Here is a 20880-nt window from a genome sequence, read left to right on the forward strand (position 1 = left end):
CCTTATCCGAGCAACTGGGTCCAGTTGACCGCACTGGCAGCACCCAGGGCAAAACCCTTGCCGCTCAACGCCAGGTTCTGGTTATAGGCAATATCCTGGGCAAAGCGTGCCGCCCATTTGTCTTGCAGGGCCGCGGCCGCCTGTGGGTGTTGCGGCAACGTCCCCGGATGCTGCACCTGGGCCTGGGGCGTCAGTACCGTGAGGTAACCGGCATCGGCCACTTTCAGGCACAGGTCGACATCGGCGAAAGCCTGGTCGAAATGCTCTTCATCCAGCCCGCCCACCGCCTCGAACAGCGCTTTGCCGATCATCAGACAGGCACCGGACACCGCTGAATAATTCTTCTCCACCCACAGGCTATTCATGTAGCCCGCAGCCTCCTTGGTCTCACCGGCGAAGGCCGCACCCAGGTGGCCGTCGAACCCCAGGATCAGCCCGGCCTGGGTGGTCACGCCGTTTTCGTTCACCAGCTTGGCGCCAACAATCCCGACTTCCGGACGTTGAGCCTGGTTGAGCAAGCTCTCGATCCAGTTGGCGTTGACCACCTCAGCATCGGCCGCAAGCAGCACCAGGTACTCGCCCCGAGCTTCACGGCACGCCATGTTGAACAAGGCCGAAGCGCTCAGGCGTTGGCCGCTGCGCAACACACGAATGCGCTCGCCGCGGCCTTCCAGGCTGGTCAGCCAGCTGTCGAGCTCGACACTCTGGTTGTGGTTTTCGGCGATCAGCACTTCATAGCGCTGGTAGCGGGTGCGCTGCAGCACGCTGACCAGGCAGCGTTGCAACTCGGCGAAATTGTCCTGGCTGGGCAGGATGATCGACACCAGAGGGCGCTCGGCGTGCTGATACTCGATCTGGTAGGTACCCGGCTGCGCCGAACCGACCTGAGCGCGATAACCTCGTGCGGCCAGGTGCCGGGTCAGCACCTGCCGCTCTTCGGCGTCAGCCTCATCCCCCGGGGCCTGACAAATCAGCAAGGGCTCGGCCAGGTGGGCCAGACCGGACAGGCCACCGTCCTGGATCAGGCGCAGCAACAGGTCCAGCTCCAGCGCCTGCTTGAGCTCACGGGAGAAACCACCAGCCTGCAACACAGTCTCGCGGTCCAGCAACCAATGCCGGGCCATCAGCGCCGGTGTGCCTTGCAATTGATCGAGGTTGACCCCGGGGCGGAACACCGAAGTCAAAGTGGCATCGGCACGGCGCTGGATCTCGTCCATGGCCACGGCACGAATGCCTTCGGCGCCGAGCAATTCCAGGCTCGCCCGCAGCAGGCCGCTGGCGGTGAACTGATCACCGGCCTCGGCCAACAGCACCCAGTCGGCACGGGACTGGGCCATGGCCTGATTGAGGCGCTCGACGTAGTTGTTTTCCGTGACCTTGACGAAATGCAAGGTGTCCTGGGCCGTGGTGGTGGCCGGCAGCTCGCCCGTGGTGAACACCACCAGTTTGAACGCCTTGTAATGACCGGCCAGCAGGCTGTCGAGCGTGGCCTGCAACTTGACCAGGTCAGCGTCCAGGTCCAGCAACAGGATCTGCACCTGCGGGCCTCCGGCATGACGTGCCAGGTGCGCAGCGATGGCACTCAGCTGTGTCGGCTCCGGAGCACGGGCCTCGAGCCATTTGAGCAAGCGTCCCGACTCGGTCGCGTTGAACAGCGCACGACTGTCCGACCCCGGTACCGACGCCAGGCGCTCGGCCCAGGCCTGCAGCTTGCGCGCCTCCTCGGGCTCGTCGCTGTCTTGCATCGACTCGGCCAGGCGCTTGACCACCTCGCGGTTGAACAGGTTCAGGGTCAGCGCTTCCCACAACCGGGCGCGCAAGCTCTCCGGTGTGTCGTTGGGATGAACCCGCATCAACTCTTCCTGACGCAGCAACACACCCTCCAGCTCTTTGAGCTGCAGACGCCCGGTGGGCATGGCATGCATGAGGAATTCCAACTCGGTCAGCAGATCGAACATCGGCTGGTTGTAGAACGGCATCTCGACGAACTGCTCGGGACCGAAGGAGCGTACCGGCTCGGCCCCGACCTCGACCCAGGCCGAACGAAAGATCGCCGTGCCCTTGAGGGAACGTCCGCTGAGCAAGCAGTCGGCCATGGCGGTGAAACTGTCCAGGGCGATCTGCTTCACCTGCTCGGGGTCCCGACCACTGAAACCGGTGGGCAGCGAGGCGAGGAACTCGGCGAACGCCTCACGCTGGGCCACCGATTGCGCGTCCTTGTAGGTCAGCACCGTCAGCACATTGGTGTTGTGCTCCGAGGCCCCGTAGTTGGCCTCACGCACGGCAAACGGAATCGGCAGGATCCGCGCCTTGGCGCAGGCCAGCAGGAAGAAGGAATGACCGATTTCCTGCCATTCGAAACTCACCCCTGGCGGCAGCAGCTCATACCACTGGCGCAGCAGGTCGGTGCGGGTTACCGCATAGAACGGCGGCAGGAAATGCCCCATGAAGTTCATCACCCGATCCTGGGCATCATCGGCGTCATAGTCCTCCATGACCCGGCGATCACGGCGGTAGTAATTGGTTTCCGAAGCCCGGGCCAGGTACATCATCCCGTAGCCATGGCACAGCCCGTAGTCGGGATGGGCCTCAAGAAACTCCAGGGAGCTGGTCAGCGCATCATGGAGGAGAAAATCGTCATCGGCAGCGAACGCCATGTAGGGCGTGGTCACCAGGCTCATGCCGTAGGTCAGCTTGTCCTGCAGCCCCTTGTAGCCGAACTGCGGCAGATGCCGATAGTCGACCTGGGGATAGAGCTGCGCCAGGGACTCATCCGCCTCCAGCGACGAATCCAGTACCAGGATCGAGCACGGATAGGTGCTGTAATACTGCAAGGTGCGCCGCATGAACGCTTTGCGGTTGTGGGACAACAGCACAAGGGTGAAACGCTCACTCAGGGGTGCTTTGTCATTCATTGCTTTGTCTCCAACCCACATAGGTACTTCCCCACAACCGGCCAAACGCCTTGAACCTGCAACCATTGATAGTTAACGAACCCGACGCAGGTAACCGTCCGGCGCCACGGTGATCAGCAACTTGTTCTGCATCTGATAGTCGATCTCGAAATCGCGGTTCTCCTCCAGATAGGCCCAGACTGCGGTTTTCGGGTTGTCACCCGGACCCCACGGACGGTCCGGGAAGAACTCCGGCGGCATGTCCTCGACCACGGTGTCCATGACCACGCAGTAGCTGTCCACCGACACCAGCGGCGCATACAGACGCAGCTCTTCGAGCACGTGCTCGTGGGTATGGTTGGAGTCCAGGACCAGAATCACCTTCTTGCCGGCGGCTGCAGCCCGTACCTGCTCGGCGATGGCCGGGTCGATGCTCGAACCTTCGATCATGCGGATCCGCTTGCTCATCGGATGCTGCTCGATGGCTTCGCGGTTGTGCGGGCGGATATCCAGGTCGATGCCCAGCACTTCGCCATGGCCCTGCAACTCCAGCAGCGAGGCGTAGTAGATGATCGAGCCGCCGTGGGCGATACCGCATTCGATCACCAGGTCCGGCTTGACCTGCCAGATGATCTCCTGCATCGCCATCATGTCCTGGGGCAGCTGGATGATCGGCCGGCCCATCCAGGAAAAGTGATAGCTGTACTTGTGGGTCGCGGACTCGTTGAAAAAGTCACGGGCCAGGCCCTTGAGTTTCTCATCCTGGCCCTGGGCGCTGATCTGCGCCTGGCATTCTTGTTCAAAGGCTTGAATGACGTTGTGCTCGGTCATGTTCGGTTCTCAATGGCAAATTAGCTGAACGAAGCGCTGTCGACGGCGTGATAGACATAACGGCCGTCGGTCATGCGCTTGATTTCTTCGAGGTAGTTGGAATTCATCACGAACAGGTTGGCGCCTGCCGGCAGTGCCTCCATGGCTTCTTGTGGCGATGACACACGCATGCCACTGAGCGGCAGGTACCGGCCCTGTTTGGCCGGGTTGATATCGACGACCTGATCCACCACCACACCCGCGCGTTGCAGGAACAGCGAATAGATCACGCCCTTGGACGACGCGCCCCAGATCCCGGCAGCGGTGTGCGGCGCCGAGCCGATGATGCGTTTGGCGCACTCGATGCTGGCGGTGAAATCCGCCGGCATCTGCAAGGGCTGGATCGGCGCCGGCAACGACGACGTCAAGCTGCCCAGGTCCGCCACCACGTACAGGTACTGGCCGCCGAACAGATGCCCGGCCTCGTGCACGGTGCCGAACATGCGCTGCAGGTCCTCGAGGCGGAAGTAGTTGACGTGCTCATAGAACACGTCGAACCAGGCGCGATGCTCGAGAATCCAGTCGAAACACGGCACTTCGATATAGATCTGCCCGCCCTGGTTGGCATCGGCAATCTCTGCCAGAAAGGCCAGCGGATCAGCAATATGCTCCAGCACATGACGCAGCACGATGGCCTCGGCAGCCAGCCCCAGGCCTCGGGTGAAAGGCGCCTTGATCACCTCGGGGTTGGTCCCCTCGTAGGCCGGGTCGATGCCGGTGATGGCATAGCCCTCACTGCGCAGCAGTTCGAGGAAATAGCCCTTGCCGCAACCGACCTCGATCAGCTCGCGCCCCTTGAAGTGCCGGGCGATGATGCCCTCTACATCCATCAGGTGCTGCTGGAACTGCGCCGAATGGGCCTGTTCGTTCTGGTAGTCGCTGTCGTAGCTGAGCTTGTCGGCATCGAAGGCCTGATTGAAGATCAGCCCGCTCTTGAGATCCTGCACCAGCACGATGTCCGCAGACGCCGAGGCGCGGGCACTCTGGGCATCGGCGAAGGTACGGTTCTGCAACACCGGCAAGTCGGCGACCCGATACAACTCATGCGCCATGTTCGGCTCCTGTTATGTGCAGCAAGCGCTGGTTCAAGCCCCAGAACGCCATGGGTTCGTAGTCCGGGTACGGGTAATGCCCCAGGTTCAGGCGAATCGCCGAACCGCGCTGGGCGATGCGCTGTTCCACCAGGGAACGCACGGCTATTGGCCGGCCGCTGGAGCAATTGACCACCCCGGAAAACGTCCGCTGGCGCAGCAGCGCCGCGAGGTAGCCGGCCGCTTCTTCGATGGCCAGGTAGTCCCGCAGCTGCTCGCCGCCGGACATGTCGAACACTTCGTCACCGGCGTCGATGGCCCGATCCAGTGCCGCCAGCAAGCTCTTGGGATTCTGTCCGGAGCCATGCAGGTAGAACAGCCGCGCCCACTGCAAGCTGAAGGGCAACTGCTGCTGCAGGGCCTGGAGGAACAGGTGCAGGCTGTGCTTGGCCAGGCCGTAGGGATTGCCTGGACGAGCCTCGGCCTGCTCTGTCAAAGGTCCGCTCTGCATGCCGTACTCGAAGCAGGTGCCGGTGACCAGCACCTGGCTCACACCCACCTCGACCACCGCCTTGATAAAGCGATAGTCGGCCATCAGGTTGTGCTCCAGGTGAAACAGCGCCTGGTAGTTCGGCAATCCGGGCCAGGCCAGATGGGCCAAGGCATCGACCCCGTCCACCAGGGCCGCGATATCCAGCTGCGGGTCATGCACATCCAGCGCGCGAAACTCTACCGCGTCGAACCAGGGCATCTGCCGCGCCTTGTCCAGATCCCGGGCCAGCGCCCGGACCCGGCAACCCCGGGCCAGCAAGGCCGCGACCAGATGCCGGCCGACAAAGCCGGTGGCGCCGGTGACCAGCACCGTCATGCCCTTCACAGCAGCTTCAACTCGGGCACGGCAATCACGAAACGCCCGCCCCATTGCCGCACCTGGGCCAGTTGCTCGCTGACTTCGCCCAACAGGTTCCAGGGCAACACCAGCACATAGTCCGGCTGCTCCTGGTCGATGCGCTCGGGCGCCACCACCGGGATGCGACTGCCCGGCAGGAACTTGCCCTGCTTGTGCGGGCTGGCGTCGGCGACCCAGGCCAGCAAGTCGGCCTTGACCCCGGCGTAGTTGAGCAAGGTATTGCCCTTGGCCGCCGCGCCATAACCCACCACGCGCTTGCCTTCGGCCTTGGCCTGGAGCAGGAAGCGCAGCAGCTCGTGCTTGATCCGCTGCGCGGCTGGCGCCAGGGTCTGGTAGTACTCGGGCGTGTTCACCCCGGCGCGCTGTTCCAACAGCAACTGCTGCGCCACGCTGTCTTGCACCGGCCGGCGCGAGCCGTCGATGCGCTGCACGAAGACCCGTAGCGAACCGCCATGGGTGGCCAGGGTCTGGACGTCGAAAACTTCCAGGCCGTTGCGTTGGCACAGGCTCAGGACGGCGGTCAGCGACAGGTAGGAATAATGTTCGTGGTACAGGGTGTCGAACTGCTGCCCGGCCATCAGGGTCAGCAGCTGGGGAAACTCGAACGTCGCCACCCCCGTCGGCTTGAGCAAAGTCGCGAAACCGCAGAGGAAATCGTTGATGTCCGGCACATGGGCCAGCACATTGTTGGCCGCCATCAGGTCGGCGGCCCAGCCCTCCTCCAGCAACTGCGCGGCAGTGCCACGGCCGAAGAACAGCTCGCGGATCTGCAACCCCTTGGCCCGCGCCGCCTGGGCGGTGCTGCGGGTCGGCTCGACCCCCAGGCAGGGAATGTCACGCTGGGCCACGTACTGCAGCAGGTAGCCGTCGTTGGCCGCCACTTCCACCACCCGGCTCCGGGCGTCCAGGCCGAAACGCTCGACCATCTGCGCCACGTAGTCCCGGGCATGCTGCAGCCAGGTGCTGGAGAACGAACTGAAGTAGGCATAGTCGGCGTCGAACAGGTGGTCGGCGCGGGTGTAGTCCTCGGTCTGCACCAGCCAGCATTGCTGGCACACCTGGACCTTGAGCGGCACCCACTGCTCGGCCTGATCCAATTGCTCGGCCCGCAGGTAGGCGTTGGATGGCGGCGAGGTGCCCAAGTCGATCAGAGGCAGGCTCAGGCATGCGCCACAACCGCGGCAATTCATAGTCTTACTCCAGCGAAGGCAGCATCGAGCAAGGGGTGGCTGGCATCCCGGGTCGACAGATTATTGACAGGCAACGGCCAGTTGATCGCCAGTCGCGGGTCCAGCACCGACAACCCGGCCTCGTGCTCGGGGGCATAGTCGGCGCTGTGCAGGTAGAGCAACTCGGCATCGTCGCTCAGGGCCTGGAAGCCATGGGCGAAACCCGCCGGCAGCAACAGGCTGCGCCCATCGCCGCCACGCAGGTGCTCGGCATGCCAATGCAAAAAAGTCGGTGACTCGGGGCGCAGGTCCACCGCCACATCCCAGACTTCGCCGCGCAAGCAACTGATGAGCTTGGCTTCGGGCCGGGCGGCGGTCTGATAGTGCAAGCCACGCACGCTGCCCTGTTCGCGGGTGCAGGAGTGGTTGATCTGGCGAATATGGAAGGGCTGGCCAAAGGCGCTAAGGCTGCCTTCGCAGAACAGCCGGGAGAAATGCCCGCGCTGATCTTCGAAGCGTTTGTGGCGCACCTCGAACAACCCGGCCATTGGCAGAGCCAGGACCTGGAACTCGCTCACAGCGCCCCCCGGTACAGGTTCAACTGCCCAAGGGTCACGGCACGCATGTCCGCGCCGCTCTTCCAGGCCAGGTGCCAGTCCAGGGTCTGCGCCAGGCACTGTTGCAGCGTCCAGCGAGGTTTCCAGCCCAACAGCTGGCGCGCACGACTGCTGTCCAGACGCAGCAGGCCGGCTTCGTGCAGCTCACTGGGTTCGATTCGCAGGCCCGGGGCCTCAGGCCATTGCCGGGCCAGCAGTTCCACCACTTCACCGACGCTGCACATGTCCTGTTCACCGGGCCCGAAGTTCCAGGCACCGGCGTATTGCGGGCCGTTCACGTACAGGCCGGCTGCCAGTTGCAGGTAACCGGCCAGGGGCTCCAGAGCGTGTTGCCAGGGGCGTACCGCCTGGGGATAACGCAAGGTCACCGGCTCGTCGGCCGACCAGGCCTTGAGCACATCGGGAATCAACCGCTCGGGGGCGAAATCGCCACCGCCCAGCACATTGCCGGCACGGGCCGTGGCCAGGGCCAGGCCGTGCTCGGCATAACGCTCGGCAGCAAAGAAGGATGAGGCATAGGACTGGGCCAGCAACTCGCAACAAGCCTTGCTGCTGCTGTAGGGATCATGGCCGCCCAAGGCTTCGTTTTCCCGATAGGGCCACAGCCATTCCTGATTGGCGTAGACCTTGTCAGTGGTCACCAGGACGCAGGCACGGACCCCACCGACCTGACGGATCGCTTCCAACAGGTTGAGGGTGCCCATGACGTTGCTTGAGTAGGTTCCCAGCGGATCACGGTAAGCCTCGCGCACCAGGGGCTGAGCCGCCAGGTGCAGGACGATTTCCGGCTGCACCTGGGCGATCAGCTCCAGCAGGCTACCCAGGTCCCGCAGGTCGCCACGATGATCGTCGACACCTTCGGCCACCCGGGCCAGTTCGAACAGGCTCGGCTCGGTCCCCGGGTCCAGGGCGAATCCGCTGACCTGAGCCCCCAGGCTTTGCAGCCACAGGCTCAGCCAACTGCCCTTGAAACCGGTATGGCCGGTCAGCAGGACCCGCTTGCCACGCCAGAATTCCTGGCTCAGTCCCATTGCTTCCACGGGGCCTCCCCGCTTTGCCAGAGCTGCTCCAGATGATTCTTGTCCCGCAGGGTATCCATGGACTGCCAGAATCCCGAATGCTCGTAGGCGCTCAGTTGCTGATCCTTGGCCAGTTGGATCAGCGGCTCGGCCTCCCAGGTGGTGCTGTCGCCATCGATGTAGGACAGCACCTTGGGCGACAACACAAAGAACCCACCGTTGATCCAGCCACCATCGCCACGGGGTTTCTCGGTGAAGCCCAGGACCTGGTCGCCATCGCGATCCAGGGCGCCATAGCGGCCCGGGGGCTGCACGGCCGTGACCGTGGCCAGCTTGCCGTGGGACCTGTGGAAATCCACCAATGCACCGATATCCAGATCGGATACGCCATCGCCATAGGTGAAGCAGAAAGCCTCGTCTTCCTGCAGATAACGTCCGGCCCGGCGCAAGCGTCCGCCGGTCATGGTTTCCTCTCCAGTGTCGATCAGCGTCACGCTCCACGGCTCGCTGTAATTCTGATGCACGTCCATGCGGTTGTTGCGCATGTCGAAGGTCACATCCGAAGTGTGCAGGAAGTAGTTGGCGAAGAAGTCCTTGATCGCGTAGCCCTTGTAGCCCAGGCAAATCACGAAGTCATGAATCCCGTGGGCGGAATACTGCTTCATGATGTGCCAAAGAATTGGCTTGCCACCGATCTCGATCATGGGCTTGGGCTTGAGGTGGGACTCTTCGCTGATTCGCGTACCCAGTCCACCTGCCAGAATTACTGCCTTCATCGCTGTCCTCTTGCTCTTCGCGGGCCAGCCCAGCCCTTTCAGGACTGGCACGGCGCCAGATGCAGATCATTCATCGCAACCAAAGGGGCCCTTGCACTGCGCCGCAGTGAAGGATTTATGGCGATTTGCCGAGGACTTGCAGGAAGTGCGCCAATTGCGTGCGCGGCGCCCGCAGGCGCCGCAGAAGACAGCGAGAGCAACCACCCGAACGGAGGATTGCCCAACATCCCGGCCAACGACGATGGCAATCGCCGGCCGGGGGGAGGACGATCAGTCCGCCAACCATCCCCACAGCCAGTGCCGCAGGTTGTCGTCGCGCAGCATGAAGTCGCGATGCACCGCTTCTCGCAGTTCATCCCCCATGCGGTAGCTGGCTGCCGGGTCGGACAGGTGCATGCGGATCGCCTGCAACCATTCCTCGGTGCTGTTGCTGCGGACCTTGGTGCAAGGCAGGAAACCGCGATAGGCCTCGGTGTCGGTGCAGATCACCGGGTAACCGCAGGCACCGTATTCCAAGAGCCGCAGGTTGCTCTTGCAGTCGTTGAAGATATGAAACTCCAGCGGCGCCAGCGCCAGATCCAGGTTCAGGCTGGCCAGCTTGAACGGATAGCTCTGCAGGCTGGTGAGCGAGTGAAATTCGTGTACGTAAGGACGCAGGTCGTCAGGGCACATGCCAAAGAATACCCACTCGACCTCGTTCGCCAGCTCGCGCACCACCTCGGCGATGATCTCCAGGTCGCCGGTATGGCTGGTGCCACCGCCCCAACCCACCCGCGGCTTGCTGGAGGTACCACGACGACTGGTCAAACTGGCCCAGGGGTCCAGCGCCAGCATGTTGGGCACCACGCGAATGTCGCTGTGCATGCTCGACAGGGCATCGGCCAGGGGCTGGGTGGTCACCACCACGCGATCACACAAGCCGATGCCTTCGCGCAGCATCTGCTCGGTGTTCACCGGCTTGTTCCGAGCGTGGGTGTTCTTCTTCGGCGCACTGACGATGTAGTCGTCGAGCTCGAAGACCCGCAGGGCGCTGGAGTATTTTTTCATCCGCAGAATGTCACTGGCCGCCCCTTCGCTGTAGCGGCACTGCAGGATGATGGTATCCGGCGACAGGCGCTCGATGTCCGCCGTGGACGGCGACTCGTAGGCCACCCGGGCAATCACCCGCCCCGCTTCTTCCAACGCCGTCAGGGGACCGGTCACCCGGTAATGCCCGACCGCGGAACTGTTGACCGGCAAGCCGAGGATCAAGGGCAAGGCGCGACTGCAGAACGGATTCCAGTTGTTGCGCAAGGAAGGCTCCAGACTGAAGCTGGAGTAGCCCAGGCTCAGGGCCGGGTTATAGGCCGGATCGCGAGCGATCTTCGCCATCCACTGCTGATAGAAGCGCTCCTGCTCGGCCTCGCGGGCCAGCTGCCGCTCGCTGTCATCACCGGCAGGCGACGCTGGCCGCAGCATCAGGGTGGCGTGAGGCGTCCAGACCACCAGATAACCGTTGCGGTCGACCCGCAGGCACAGGTCGGTCGCCCCCAATTCGTCGGCGAAGGCCTGCTCATCCAGGCCGCCCAGGCTGTCGAAGACCTCCTTGCGTACCATCAGGCAATCGCCACTGACCGCACTCCAGTTCTGTGCCACTTGCAGCCGTTGCATGTAGCCCCGGGCGTCCATGGCTTCGCCGACAAAGGGCGAACTCGCAGGCCCGGCCATGCCCAGCACCTGGCCGGCATGGAGAATGGAGCCATCGGTGGCCAGAATCCGCGCCCCCACCACGCCCACCTCCGGACGCTGGGCCTGATTGAGCAACTCATCCAGCCAGTCGCCGCTACAGATCAGCGCCCCCGGATTGAGCAGCAACAGGTAGTCGCCACGCGCCTGGCTCGCCGCACTGTTGATCAGCGCAGCCTGGCTGTGCGGACCGACATAAGGCAGAACCCGCAGCATCGCACCACCCAGCTGGGCCATGGCCGCCAGCCAGTCGGCCATGGCCGGGTCGCGACTGCCGGCATCCACCAGCACAATTTCGTAGTGGTTGTAGGCCGTCTGCTCGATCAGGCTTTCAACGCAGCGCTGCAGGGTCGCCAGGGAGTCACCGCACGGCAGGATGATCGACACCAGCGGCCGGCTGCCATGCAGGTAATAGATCCGATTGAGCAGGGGCAGGTCATCGTGAACAATCCGGTGTTCCACACCGATCCGCTGCAGATGCGCGGCCACCAGCCCTTCACTGGCCTCGATCACCTGGGGCCGGGACAGCCACTGGGCGAAGCTGAACTCGGACTCCAGCTGGATATCGGCAATGTGCTCGATGGTCCGGGGCCCCGCCGCCTCCACCATCCGCCATAGAAGATCATGGGGCGCCAGTTCGCCATGGAGCGGATCGAACCCGCCTTCGGCCATGAAGCGCTCGCGGGAAAAAGCCAGGGCACGACCGACATAGGGATAGGAGCGCATCAGGTCGAGGTTGAAGTCAGGCTTGAACACCGGCTCCGACGACTCACCCTCTACCAGCGCGCCTTCATCACTGTAGGCACAGAGCATGGCCGGGGTATTGGCGATGCGTTCGGCAAGGATCAACAGCGCCGACTCCTGCAGGCGATCACCGGCCTGCAGCAGATAGAACCAGTCGCAACCTTCCAGCTGCGGCACCAGCTCATTGAGCTGCTGCACCCAGTCGCCTCGCAGAGGCTGGTGCAGAACCCGGTCACGCACCTGCTCCTCGCCCACCGACAACACCAGCACCGCGGCAGGCGCGAACAGCTGGCCATCAATGCTCTCCAGAGTCCGGGCAAGCGCTTCGCCATCGCCCTCGAAGTCAAGGACCACCGGCACCAGTTGCACCCGCCGCGGCCAGCTGTCGATGCGCTGAGGCATCAGCCGCTGCTCCACCGCCGAGAACTTGCGTACCGACAGCCACTCCCGATAGAAATCCTCGTAACTGATGCTCTCGCCACCCACCCGACCATCGACCACGGTACTGCGGTTGCCCAGCACCCGGGTCACGCACAGCTCCTGCCAGTTGCGCGGCTGCCCGGCCTCCCGAGCCATATCGACATACCGCACCCAGCCTGCCGCCGGCGCCGACTCGCCACTGCGTGCGGCCAGCATCTGCACCAGCCACTCCCACTCACTGCGTGCCTGCTTGAGCATTTCCGGGGTAGCGCTCAGGCGCCCCGGGTACAGGCGTTCGCAACTGAGCACCGTCACCAGCGCCGCAAGATTGCCACGGCGCATCAGGCAGATGAACAGGGCGAAATCCAGCAGCGCGACAAAACCCGCGCCCTCCTGGATCAATGCCGGCAGCAGCTCCAGCACATCGGCACGACGCATCAGCGCCGAGCTGAAGTTGCCGATGAAGTTGCGTGGCGTGCTCTCGAAGATCGCCAGCATATCCTCGCCTTTGAGCACGGCATCGTTGTAGGTAAAGCGGCAGTTGTCGACCCGCGGCGGCAGGATGAAATTCCCAGCGTCACTGAATACCCGCAGCGCACACACCAGATTGACATCCGGATTGTCGATCAGCACCGGCGCCTGCAGGGCGATGCTGGGTGCAAACAGCCGATCGTCATCACACAACACCTTGATCAGCTCGCCACGCGCCTCTTCAACACAGCGCAGAACGTTCTTCTGCAGCCCAAGGCGTTGCGGGTTGCGCAGGTAACGCACAGGGTGCGCAGGCTCGACCACGGCTTCAACGATACGCTGGATCTGATCGTCGGCACTGTCGTCGCAAATGACGATTTCCAGGGGCTGGTAGGTTTGGGCCAAGGCACTGTCGAGGGCCTGGCTGAAGAAGCGCGGGTTGAAGGCGGGGATAACGATGCTGACTAGAGGGGCTTGGTTCACGGTTGCAAACTCTCGAGCGGCGAGCCCTGGCCAGAAAGACCAGGGCTGCAGAACCGCTTAAAAAAGACGGCTGACGGCTCGACGGTCATGGCGTTCGAGCCGCAGCTCGAACGCCATGTTCTCAGACCTTGTTGAACAGGCCGAGCTGAGTGATCTTGCTGAAGGCCAATTGCGAGGCCTGCAACATGGTCTGCTGCAGGGTCAGGCGGGTCATGACTTCGGCCGGGTCAGAGTCACTGATGGCAGAACGGGTGGTGACGTTGGCTGCCGCCAGACTTTCGTTGATTTCGTTCTGGGTGGCCAAAGCCGAACCACGACCACCGATGGAGCTGATGCCGATGGACAGCTGATCGACACCACTGGCCAGGTTGGCCATGCCCGACGCAAGGTCGGCCAACTGCTTCTGGGTTGCCAGGACGTCACCGTCAGTGGGTGTGTTCAACGCGTTTTTCAACTGACTCACGGTGTCCAGGATGTTCTGGGTTTCGTGGGTGTTCACCGCCACGCTGAACTGATCGTTGGCGGCCGGCGAAGGAGCGCCCGTCAGGGTGAAGCTCACGCCTGCCGCAGTGGCGATATTGCCCGGCCCTACCACACCCGAAGACACCGGTTTGCTGTCTGCCGTCAGCGGCGCGGCATACAGATCGAAATTGGTGGCGCTGGTGAACTTGAGCACGGCAGAGCCACTCGGGAACGTCGAGTTGTAGGCCACCGGATCAGTCACGCTGGCGGCCGAGACCTGAGTCATGCTCGGGTTGCCCGGAGAACGCGCAACGTTGAAGGTGTCCGGCTTCGACGCCAATGTAAAACTGTGCCCCGGCAGCACCGCGCCAGCGACATCGCCGGACTTGAGATTGACGTTCAGGTTCAGATCGACACCACGGAAACTCACCGTCTGATTCGGCGAAGTACCGATCACCCCGCCCTTGCTGGCCTCAGCCGTCACATCGTTGCCGCTGCCATCGAGGATCTGCAACTGGGTGCCGCTGACGAACGACACGGTATAAGGCTCGCCACCGCGGAACTGGCTGTTGTAGGTGCCGCTGTTGGTCATCTGGCCATTGGACAGGGAAACCCGTCCATCATCCACCACCGGCGAAGTCATGGTGACCTGGCTACGACTGGTGTTGAGCGCCTGCTGGAACACATCCCAACCGGTGCTGTTGGCAGCCATCATCATGGTGTCGCCCACCGGCAGCTTCAGGCTGCTCTGGTCACCGTTGTAACTGTAGGTGCCATCAGAGTTGCGGCTGAACGGCGGAACGTCGTCCTTGGAGCCGCCAAAGAGGTACTTGCCGTTTTCGTCCTGAGAGTTCATCAGGCTCAGCAGTTGCTCTTCGATCTGCCCCAGCTCGGCAGCATTGGCCTGCCGGTCGGCATTGGTGTATCCGGCGCTGCCGGCGCCGACGGCCAGTTGCTTGGCCCGGTCCAGAACGTTGTTGATGCTGGTCATCACCGACTCGGCCTGGCCCAGGGAAGCCTTGATCGAGTTGCTGTTGGCCTTGTACTGATCAAGCAGGGAAGCCTGCTGACCCAGCTGCAGCAAACGGGCAGCGCCCACCGGATCGTCGGCGGCAGTCTTGACCCGGACCAGGCTGCTGGCCTCTTCGCCACTCTTGATCGCGTTGGAGAAGTTCTTCTGATAGTTGGCAGCCGAAGTCTCGTAATACTGGGCGGTGGAAATGCGCATGGGCTACGACTCCTTAAAGGCTGTTGATCAGCGTGCTGAAGGTTTCCTGCGCAGCCTTGATGATCTGCGAAGACGCGGTGTAGTACTGCTGGAACTTGACCAGGTTGCCGGTCTCATCGTCCAGGTTGACGCCGGACAGCGAGTCACGGGCACCCTTGGCGTTGGCCAGGATGGAACCGTTGGCAGCACTGTCGAGCTTGGCCTGGCTGGCCTTGGCGCCGACGTTCTCGATCAGCTTGCCGTAGGCATCCACCAGGGTGATGCCCTTGCTCGCCGAACCGGTGTCCACGGTCTGCTTGGTCTGCAGCCCCGACAGCGCCAGGCCGTTACGGTTATCGGAAGAGCCGGCGCCATTCACCGAAATGTTCATGTTGTCGCCGGCATTGGGCGAACCGGCAACGGTCATCTGCACCGTGAAGGTCTTGGTCACAGGTGGCACGCCGCCGTCAGTGATCGGGTTACCGCTGGCATCGAGCATCTTGATCTGCAGGTTCAGGACATTGCTCTGCCCTGGCACGATGGAGCCGCTGCCCATCTTGACGCCCTTGGCGTCAAAGTAATCGTAGGTCTGGCTGCCGCCGGACGCCGCATTGAACACCACCTTGACCGGGCCGGAGTTCTTCAGGGCGGTCTGCATTTCCAGCTTGCTGGCTGCATCGTAGTTGTTGATCGGCACCGCCAGGGACGGCTGCGCAGAGATGCTCAGGGAGCTCTTGACCCCGGCACCGATCTCGGCCTTCAGCGGCGCAGCCAGAGCCAGGCGCTTGGCGTCAGTCATTTCCGTCTGGATGGTGGCTGCGGCATTGCGGGTCGGGGTGATCTTGAAGCTGTCACCGGCGGCCACCGTGCCATTGAGATTCAGCGAGAAACCGTCGATCACGGGTGCCGGGCTGGTCGTGGTGCTGAAGGTGCCCATGTCCTTGCCGTCGGAACGCTTGACGGTGTAATCCGTGGCACTGCTGAAGGTCACGGTGTAGTCGCCGGTGCTCAGCTTGCCGGTGTCCTTGATGGTCACATCGAAGTTGCCCGAGCCCGCGCTGTTGGCGGCGCTGGCCATACTGCGCTGACTGATCATCCGCAGGCTGTTGATGTCGTTGAACAGGTTGCCGCCAAACTCACCGTTCTTGTCGATACCCTGGGCCATCTGGCTGTTCATCTGGTCGGCAACCACCAGGGCCACGCGCCCCAGTTCATTCATTGCCGGGTCCAGCACTTCACTGCGATAGCGCAACAGGCCACCAATCTCGCCACCGGTGGTGACGTTGGTGATGTCCACGGTGCTGGTGCCGCGATTGAGCTGCAGCATGGAGCGCGTCGGGTCGTTCTTGCCCTGCACCACTTCCAGGGTGTTGGCGGAGTTGCCCATCACCAGCGGCTGGCCACTGCCCAGGTACAAGTCGAGGCTGGAACCACGCTCCGACACCTGGACGCCGATAAAGGTCGAAAGCTGGCGCACGGTTTCGTTACGGGCATCCAACAGGTCGTTGGGCATGCCGTTGCCATTGGTCGACAGTTCGGAAATCTTCTGGTTGAGCTGGGCGACGGTATTGGCCAGCTTGTTGACCTGGTCGGCCATGCTCGCCATGTTGCCGTTGATGTTGCTGTTCTGTTCGTTGAGCTGGCTGGACACCGAGTTGAAACGGTTACTCAAGGCCTGGGTGTCGCTGAGCAGCAACTGCCGAGAGGCTTCATCGGTAGGCTTGGCGTTGAGGTTCTGCAGCGAGGCGAAGAATTTGGTCAGGGCGCCGTTCATGCCGGTGCCGTTGTCCGACAGCAACTGGTCGACCGGGCTGATCTGACTCTGGTAGGCCGCGACGTCACTGTTCAAGGACGTGGCGGTGCGCAACTGGGCATCGAGGAAGCTGTTGTACACCCGGCGTACGTCCGCCAGGGTGGTACCGGTGCCGATGAAGACATTGCCGAATTGAGCGGAGGCCTTGGTGCCCTGCACGGTCTGCTGCCGCGAGTACCCGGCGGTGTCGGCGTTGGCAATGTTGTTACCCGTAGTCACCAACGACGTTTGGCTGGCGGCCAGCCCCGACATCCCAATATTGAGCAAACTCATGATTCAGACCTTATAAATTCGTGGAAACGCCCGCCGCAGCGTAGCTCTCGTAGTTCTTCATCTGCTTGGCTATCTGCGAAATCTTGCTAGCGTAATCCGGGTCCGTTGCATACCCGGCTTTTTGCAACTCGCGAACAAACTGTTCTGGTTTATCGGCAACCTTCAGCACTTCTTGATAGCGATTATTGCTCTGCAACAAGGTCACCAGATCGTGGAAGCTGTCCTGGTAGGAATCATAGGAACGGAACGCCGCCGTCTCCTTGACCATCTGTCCATCGCGGAACTCGCTGGTGATCGCTCGGGCCTGAGCGCCCTGCCAACTTTTGTTGGCCTTGATGCCGAACAGGTTGTGACTGCTGCTGCCATCCTGCTGACGCATGACCGATTTACCCCAGCCGGTTTCCAGCGCGGCCTGGGCTACCAGATAACGCGGATCGATACCGATGCGCTGGGCCGCCTGCTGCGCCATCGGCAACATGGTGGCGACAAAATCATCTGCGGAACTGAAGGCGCGCTTGGCCGGCGCCAGCGGTGGCTGAGCCATGGCCCGGCCATACACGCGCATCTTGCCCTGGGACGCGGCGTAGCCCTGGTTGACCCGCCACTCGCCACGCAGCACCGCATCGGCGGCTGCGCTATTGCGGGTGGGCGCAACGTTCTGGGTAGAAGCGTCAGCAGTCGCACCGGCCGAAGGCACGATACCGGTCAACAGGCGATCGGTAAGCTTGCTCGGCAACGACAGGCGCCGTTGATTGAGCAACGCCATATCGTTATGCGACACCGTGCTGCGCAACGGGTCCTGGGCACGCGAGGCCCACATTGGACGCTGACCATTGACCCGGCTCAACGGACCATCCTGGGCGGTGGTACCGGCGGCAATCGGGGTCGGAGTCGCCACCGGCGCCGCGGCTGTCAAGGCCGTATGGGTCGCGCCCGGGTTGGCCGGTTTGTTCTTCATCATCTGGCGCATCAGCACATTGGCCAGGCCGATACCGCCACCCTCACGAGACAGGGATACCGCCAACTGCTGGTCGTACATGTCCTGGTACTGCTTGGCGGCCGGGGTATTGAGCGGGTTGTCCTGGGCAATGACATCAGTGGCCTTGCGCATGGACTTGAGCATTTCATTGAGGAACAGCGACTCGAACTCCTGCGCCACTTTGCGCACGTTGGCTTCGCCGTTCTTGTCGCCGACCTTGAGTTGCTGCAGGCGATTGAGGTCGGAGTAAGACCCGGAATCGCCGCTGCCAATCAGTCCACTCTTACGAATATCCATGGCGCTCACCTCAAATCACGATCAGGTCGGCCTGCAAGGCGCCGGCCTGTTTCAAGGCTTCGAGGATCGCCATCAAGTCACCCGGCGCAGCCCCGACCTGGTTCACCGCACGGACGATCTCATCCAGGGTGGTGCCCGGGCCGAACTTGAACATCGGCTTGGCTTCCTGCTGGGCGTTGACCCGCGAACGCGGCACCACAGCGGTCTGGCCATTGGACAGAGGGCCGGGCTGGCTGACGATCGGGTCTTCGGTAATGGTCACGGTCAGGCTGCCGTGGGTCACCGCCGCCGGCGACACCTTGACGTTCTGGCCAATGACGATGGTGCCGGTACGGGAGTTGATGATGACCTTCGCCACCGCCTGCCCCGGGTCGACTTCCAGATTCTCCAGGATCGACAGGTAGTCCACGCGCTGGCTTGGGTCCAGAGGCGCGGTGACCCGGATCGAACCGCCATCAATGGCCTGGGCCACGCCCGGGCCGAGCATGTCGTTGATCTTGTCGACAATGCGCTTGGCGGTGGTGAAGTCCGAACGATTGAGGTTCAGGGTCAGGCTATTGCCCTGGTTGAAACCGCTGGGCACGGCGCGCTCCACCGAAGCACCACCGGGAATCCGCCCGGCAGATGGCACGTTGACGGTGATCTTCGAGCCGTCACGCCCTTCAGCGTCGAAACCGCCCACCACCAGGTTGCCCTGGGCAATGGCGTAGACGTTGCCGTCGATCCCCTTGAGCGGGGTCAGCAGCAAGGTGCCGCCACGCAGGCTCTTGGAGTTACCGATGGAGGACACGGTGATGTCCACCTGCTGACCCGGCTTGGCGAATGCCGGCAGATCGGCGCTGACCGACACCGCCGCGACGTTCTTCAACTGCACGTTGCCGGAGCCGGCCGGCACCTTGATGCCAAACTGCGACAGCATGTTGTTGAACGTCTGCAGAGTGAACGGGGTCTGGGTCGTCTGGTCGCCGGTGCCGTTAAGCCCGACCACCAGGCCGTAACCGATCAATTGGTTGGAACGCACGCCGGAAATACTGGCAATGTCCTTCAACCGCTCGGCCTGGACGCCAAGGGAAGTGGACAGCAACAACGCCGCCGCCATCAGGTGCTTGAAGTTGAACATGAGGCTTCTCATCACCTAGAAAGGGAACAGCGGACTGAGGAAGAAACGATCGAACCAGCCAGGCTGGTTAGCATCGGCAAACGAGCCGGTACCCGAATAGGTAATGCGGGCATCTGCGACCCGGGTCGAGGAGACGGTGTTGTCGGTAGCGATATCGTCTGCCCGTACCAGACCGGCGATCCGCACCAGTTCGTCACCGGTGTTGAGCGTCATCCACTTCTCGCCGCGCACCGCGATGATGCCGTTGGGCAATACATCGGCCACGGTGACGGTGATCGAGCCGGTCAGGCTGTTGCTCTGCGCGGCCTTACTGTCGCCCTTGGTGGCGCGATTACCGCTGTAGCCGGCATTCAACGTCAGGTCGCCATCGCTCAACGGGTTGTTGACATTGGGCACAGCGCCAAACAGCGAGGTCAGGCCGATGCTGTTGGAGCTGGTCTTGTTCAGGGCCGAGTTGGCGCCCTTGCTGGCGCTGGTCCGCTCGTTCAGGGTGATGGTAATGATGTCACCCACCCGGAACGCCTTGCGGTCGCTGTACAGGTTCTGCTCAAAACCGGCCTGGTAGATCGAGCCGTTGTTGGACGCGGAAGGCAGCGGCGTGCGCGGCAACACCGGGGCGTAATAAGGGTCATTGGGCTTGGGCGGCGGAGCAACACAGCCCGCGAGCACGGCACTCCCACTCAGCGCTAGAACACACATAAACCGATTCATGACCCTTCCTCACGATGTTGCCGGTGCGCCACTTCAGACCCGTGGCGACCTCAAGACTTGATTACAGCTTCTGCGTAATGAACGAGAGCATCTGGTCCGCAGTGGAGATCACCTTGGAGTTCATCTCGTAGGCCCGCTGGGTGGTGATCATGTTGACCATTTCCTCAACGGTGCTGACGTTGGACGCTTCCAGGGTGTTCTGCAGCGTGGTGCCGAAGCCGTTAAGGCCCGGGGTACCAATTTGCGGCGCGCCACTGGCGGCGGTTTCCAGGAACAGGTTGTTGCCCTGGGACTGCAGGCCAGCCGGGTTGATGAAGTCGGCGGTTTGCAGGTTACCGATCACCTGGGAAGCCGGGTTGCCGGCGATGGTGATGGATACGGTGCCGTCCTGACCCACGGTGAAGGTCTGTGCGTCGTTGGGCACAACCACCGCAGGCTCCAGGGCAAAACCGCTGGCAGTGACGATCTGACCATCGGAATTGAGGTGGAACGTACCGTCACGGGTATAGGCCGTGGTGCCGTCGGGCTGCAGGATCTGGAAGAAACCACGGCCATTGATGGCCAGGTCCAGAGGCTGCTCGGTGGTCTGCAGGCTGCCGGCAGTGAAGTTCTTCTGGGTCCCGACAATGCGCACGCCGGTACCGACCTGCAGGCCGGTTGGCAGTTCGCTGTCCTGGGTCGACTGGGCACCGGGCTGGCGCTTGATCTGATACAGCAGGTCCTGGAACTCGGCGCGATCACGTTTGAAACCCGTGGTCGAGACGTTCGCCAGGTTGTTGGAAATAACACTCAGGTTGGTGTCCTGGGCGGACAGACCGGTTTTGGCAACCCATAGAGCCGGAAGCATTCGATTCTCCTCTCGCGCCTGTTTTACGGCGCTAGATACTGG

Annotated in this window: 15 protein-coding genes; all 15 read right to left on the reverse strand. The window is 62.6% G+C overall.

Annotated features, from left to right (window positions below; translation table 11 throughout):
• Positions 1–2: 2 nt before the first annotated feature.
• The 15 genes from J5M73_RS12800 to flgG all read right to left on the reverse strand — a co-directional run bounded on the left by J5M73_RS12800 (position 3) and on the right by flgG (position 20838).
• Positions 3–2936 (reverse strand): TIGR00180 family glycosyltransferase, encoded by a 2934-nt coding sequence (locus J5M73_RS12800; protein ID WP_207815746.1) that lies wholly within the window; start codon positions 2934–2936, stop codon positions 3–5.
• 51 nt (positions 2937–2987) lie between these two features.
• Complete coding sequence (locus J5M73_RS12805) at positions 2988–3725, reverse strand: cephalosporin hydroxylase family protein (RefSeq protein WP_102864042.1); 738 nt, start codon at positions 3723–3725, stop codon at positions 2988–2990.
• A 20-nt stretch (positions 3726–3745) separates the two neighbouring features.
• On the reverse strand, positions 3746–4816 hold the full coding sequence (locus tag J5M73_RS12810; protein ID WP_207815747.1) for a class I SAM-dependent methyltransferase: 1071 nt from the start codon (positions 4814–4816) through the stop codon (positions 3746–3748).
• A complete protein-coding gene (locus tag J5M73_RS12815) occupies positions 4806–5663 on the reverse strand; it encodes an NAD(P)-dependent oxidoreductase (RefSeq protein WP_102864111.1) in 858 nt (285 codons plus the stop codon). Before J5M73_RS12815 ends, J5M73_RS12810 begins: the two co-directional genes overlap by 11 nt.
• A 5-nt stretch (positions 5664–5668) precedes the next feature.
• Positions 5669–6895 (reverse strand): class I SAM-dependent methyltransferase, encoded by a 1227-nt coding sequence (locus J5M73_RS12820; RefSeq protein ID WP_102864044.1) that lies wholly within the window; start codon positions 6893–6895, stop codon positions 5669–5671.
• The gene (rfbC, locus tag J5M73_RS12825; RefSeq protein ID WP_102864045.1) at positions 6892–7452 is read right to left on the reverse strand and encodes a dTDP-4-dehydrorhamnose 3,5-epimerase; all 561 of its coding nucleotides are present in this window, start codon (positions 7450–7452) and stop codon (positions 6892–6894) included. The genes J5M73_RS12820 and rfbC overlap by 4 nt, the downstream gene beginning before the upstream one ends.
• A complete protein-coding gene (gene rfbG, locus J5M73_RS12830) occupies positions 7449–8531 on the reverse strand; it encodes a CDP-glucose 4,6-dehydratase (RefSeq protein ID WP_102864046.1) in 1083 nt (360 codons plus the stop codon). Before rfbG ends, rfbC begins: the two co-directional genes overlap by 4 nt.
• On the reverse strand, positions 8513–9286 hold the full coding sequence (gene rfbF / locus J5M73_RS12835) for a glucose-1-phosphate cytidylyltransferase (protein ID WP_102864047.1): 774 nt from the start codon (positions 9284–9286) through the stop codon (positions 8513–8515). The genes rfbG and rfbF overlap by 19 nt, the downstream gene beginning before the upstream one ends.
• Positions 9287–9556: 270 nt before the next feature.
• Complete coding sequence (locus J5M73_RS12840) at positions 9557–13129, reverse strand: glycosyltransferase (RefSeq protein ID WP_102864048.1); 3573 nt, start codon at positions 13127–13129, stop codon at positions 9557–9559.
• A gap of 121 nt (positions 13130–13250) precedes the next feature.
• A complete protein-coding gene (locus J5M73_RS12845; RefSeq protein WP_102864049.1) occupies positions 13251–14819 on the reverse strand; it encodes a flagellar hook-associated protein 3 in 1569 nt (522 codons plus the stop codon).
• 13 nt (positions 14820–14832) lie between these two features.
• Positions 14833–16884 carry a flagellar hook-associated protein FlgK gene (flgK, locus tag J5M73_RS12850; protein WP_102864050.1) on the reverse strand — a complete coding sequence of 684 codons (2052 nt, stop codon included), beginning with the start codon at positions 16882–16884 and terminating at the stop codon, positions 14833–14835.
• A gap of 10 nt (positions 16885–16894) precedes the next feature.
• Positions 16895–18160 (reverse strand): flagellar assembly peptidoglycan hydrolase FlgJ, encoded by a 1266-nt coding sequence (flgJ, locus tag J5M73_RS12855; protein ID WP_102864051.1) that lies wholly within the window; start codon positions 18158–18160, stop codon positions 16895–16897.
• 10 nt (positions 18161–18170) lie between these two features.
• Positions 18171–19280 (reverse strand): flagellar basal body P-ring protein FlgI, encoded by a 1110-nt coding sequence (locus tag J5M73_RS12860; protein ID WP_016963126.1) that lies wholly within the window; start codon positions 19278–19280, stop codon positions 18171–18173.
• A 15-nt stretch (positions 19281–19295) separates the two neighbouring features.
• Positions 19296–19991, reverse strand: a complete 696-nt coding sequence (gene flgH / locus J5M73_RS12865) for a flagellar basal body L-ring protein FlgH (protein ID WP_102864052.1) — start codon at positions 19989–19991, stop codon at positions 19296–19298.
• Positions 19992–20052: 61 nt separating this feature from the next.
• A complete protein-coding gene (gene flgG / locus J5M73_RS12870; protein ID WP_102864053.1) occupies positions 20053–20838 on the reverse strand; it encodes a flagellar basal-body rod protein FlgG in 786 nt (261 codons plus the stop codon).
• Positions 20839–20880 lie beyond the last annotated feature (42 nt).

This window comes from Pseudomonas sp. 50_B, assembly GCF_017491625.1.
Lineage (GTDB): Bacteria > Pseudomonadota > Gammaproteobacteria > Pseudomonadales > Pseudomonadaceae > Aquipseudomonas > Aquipseudomonas danubii.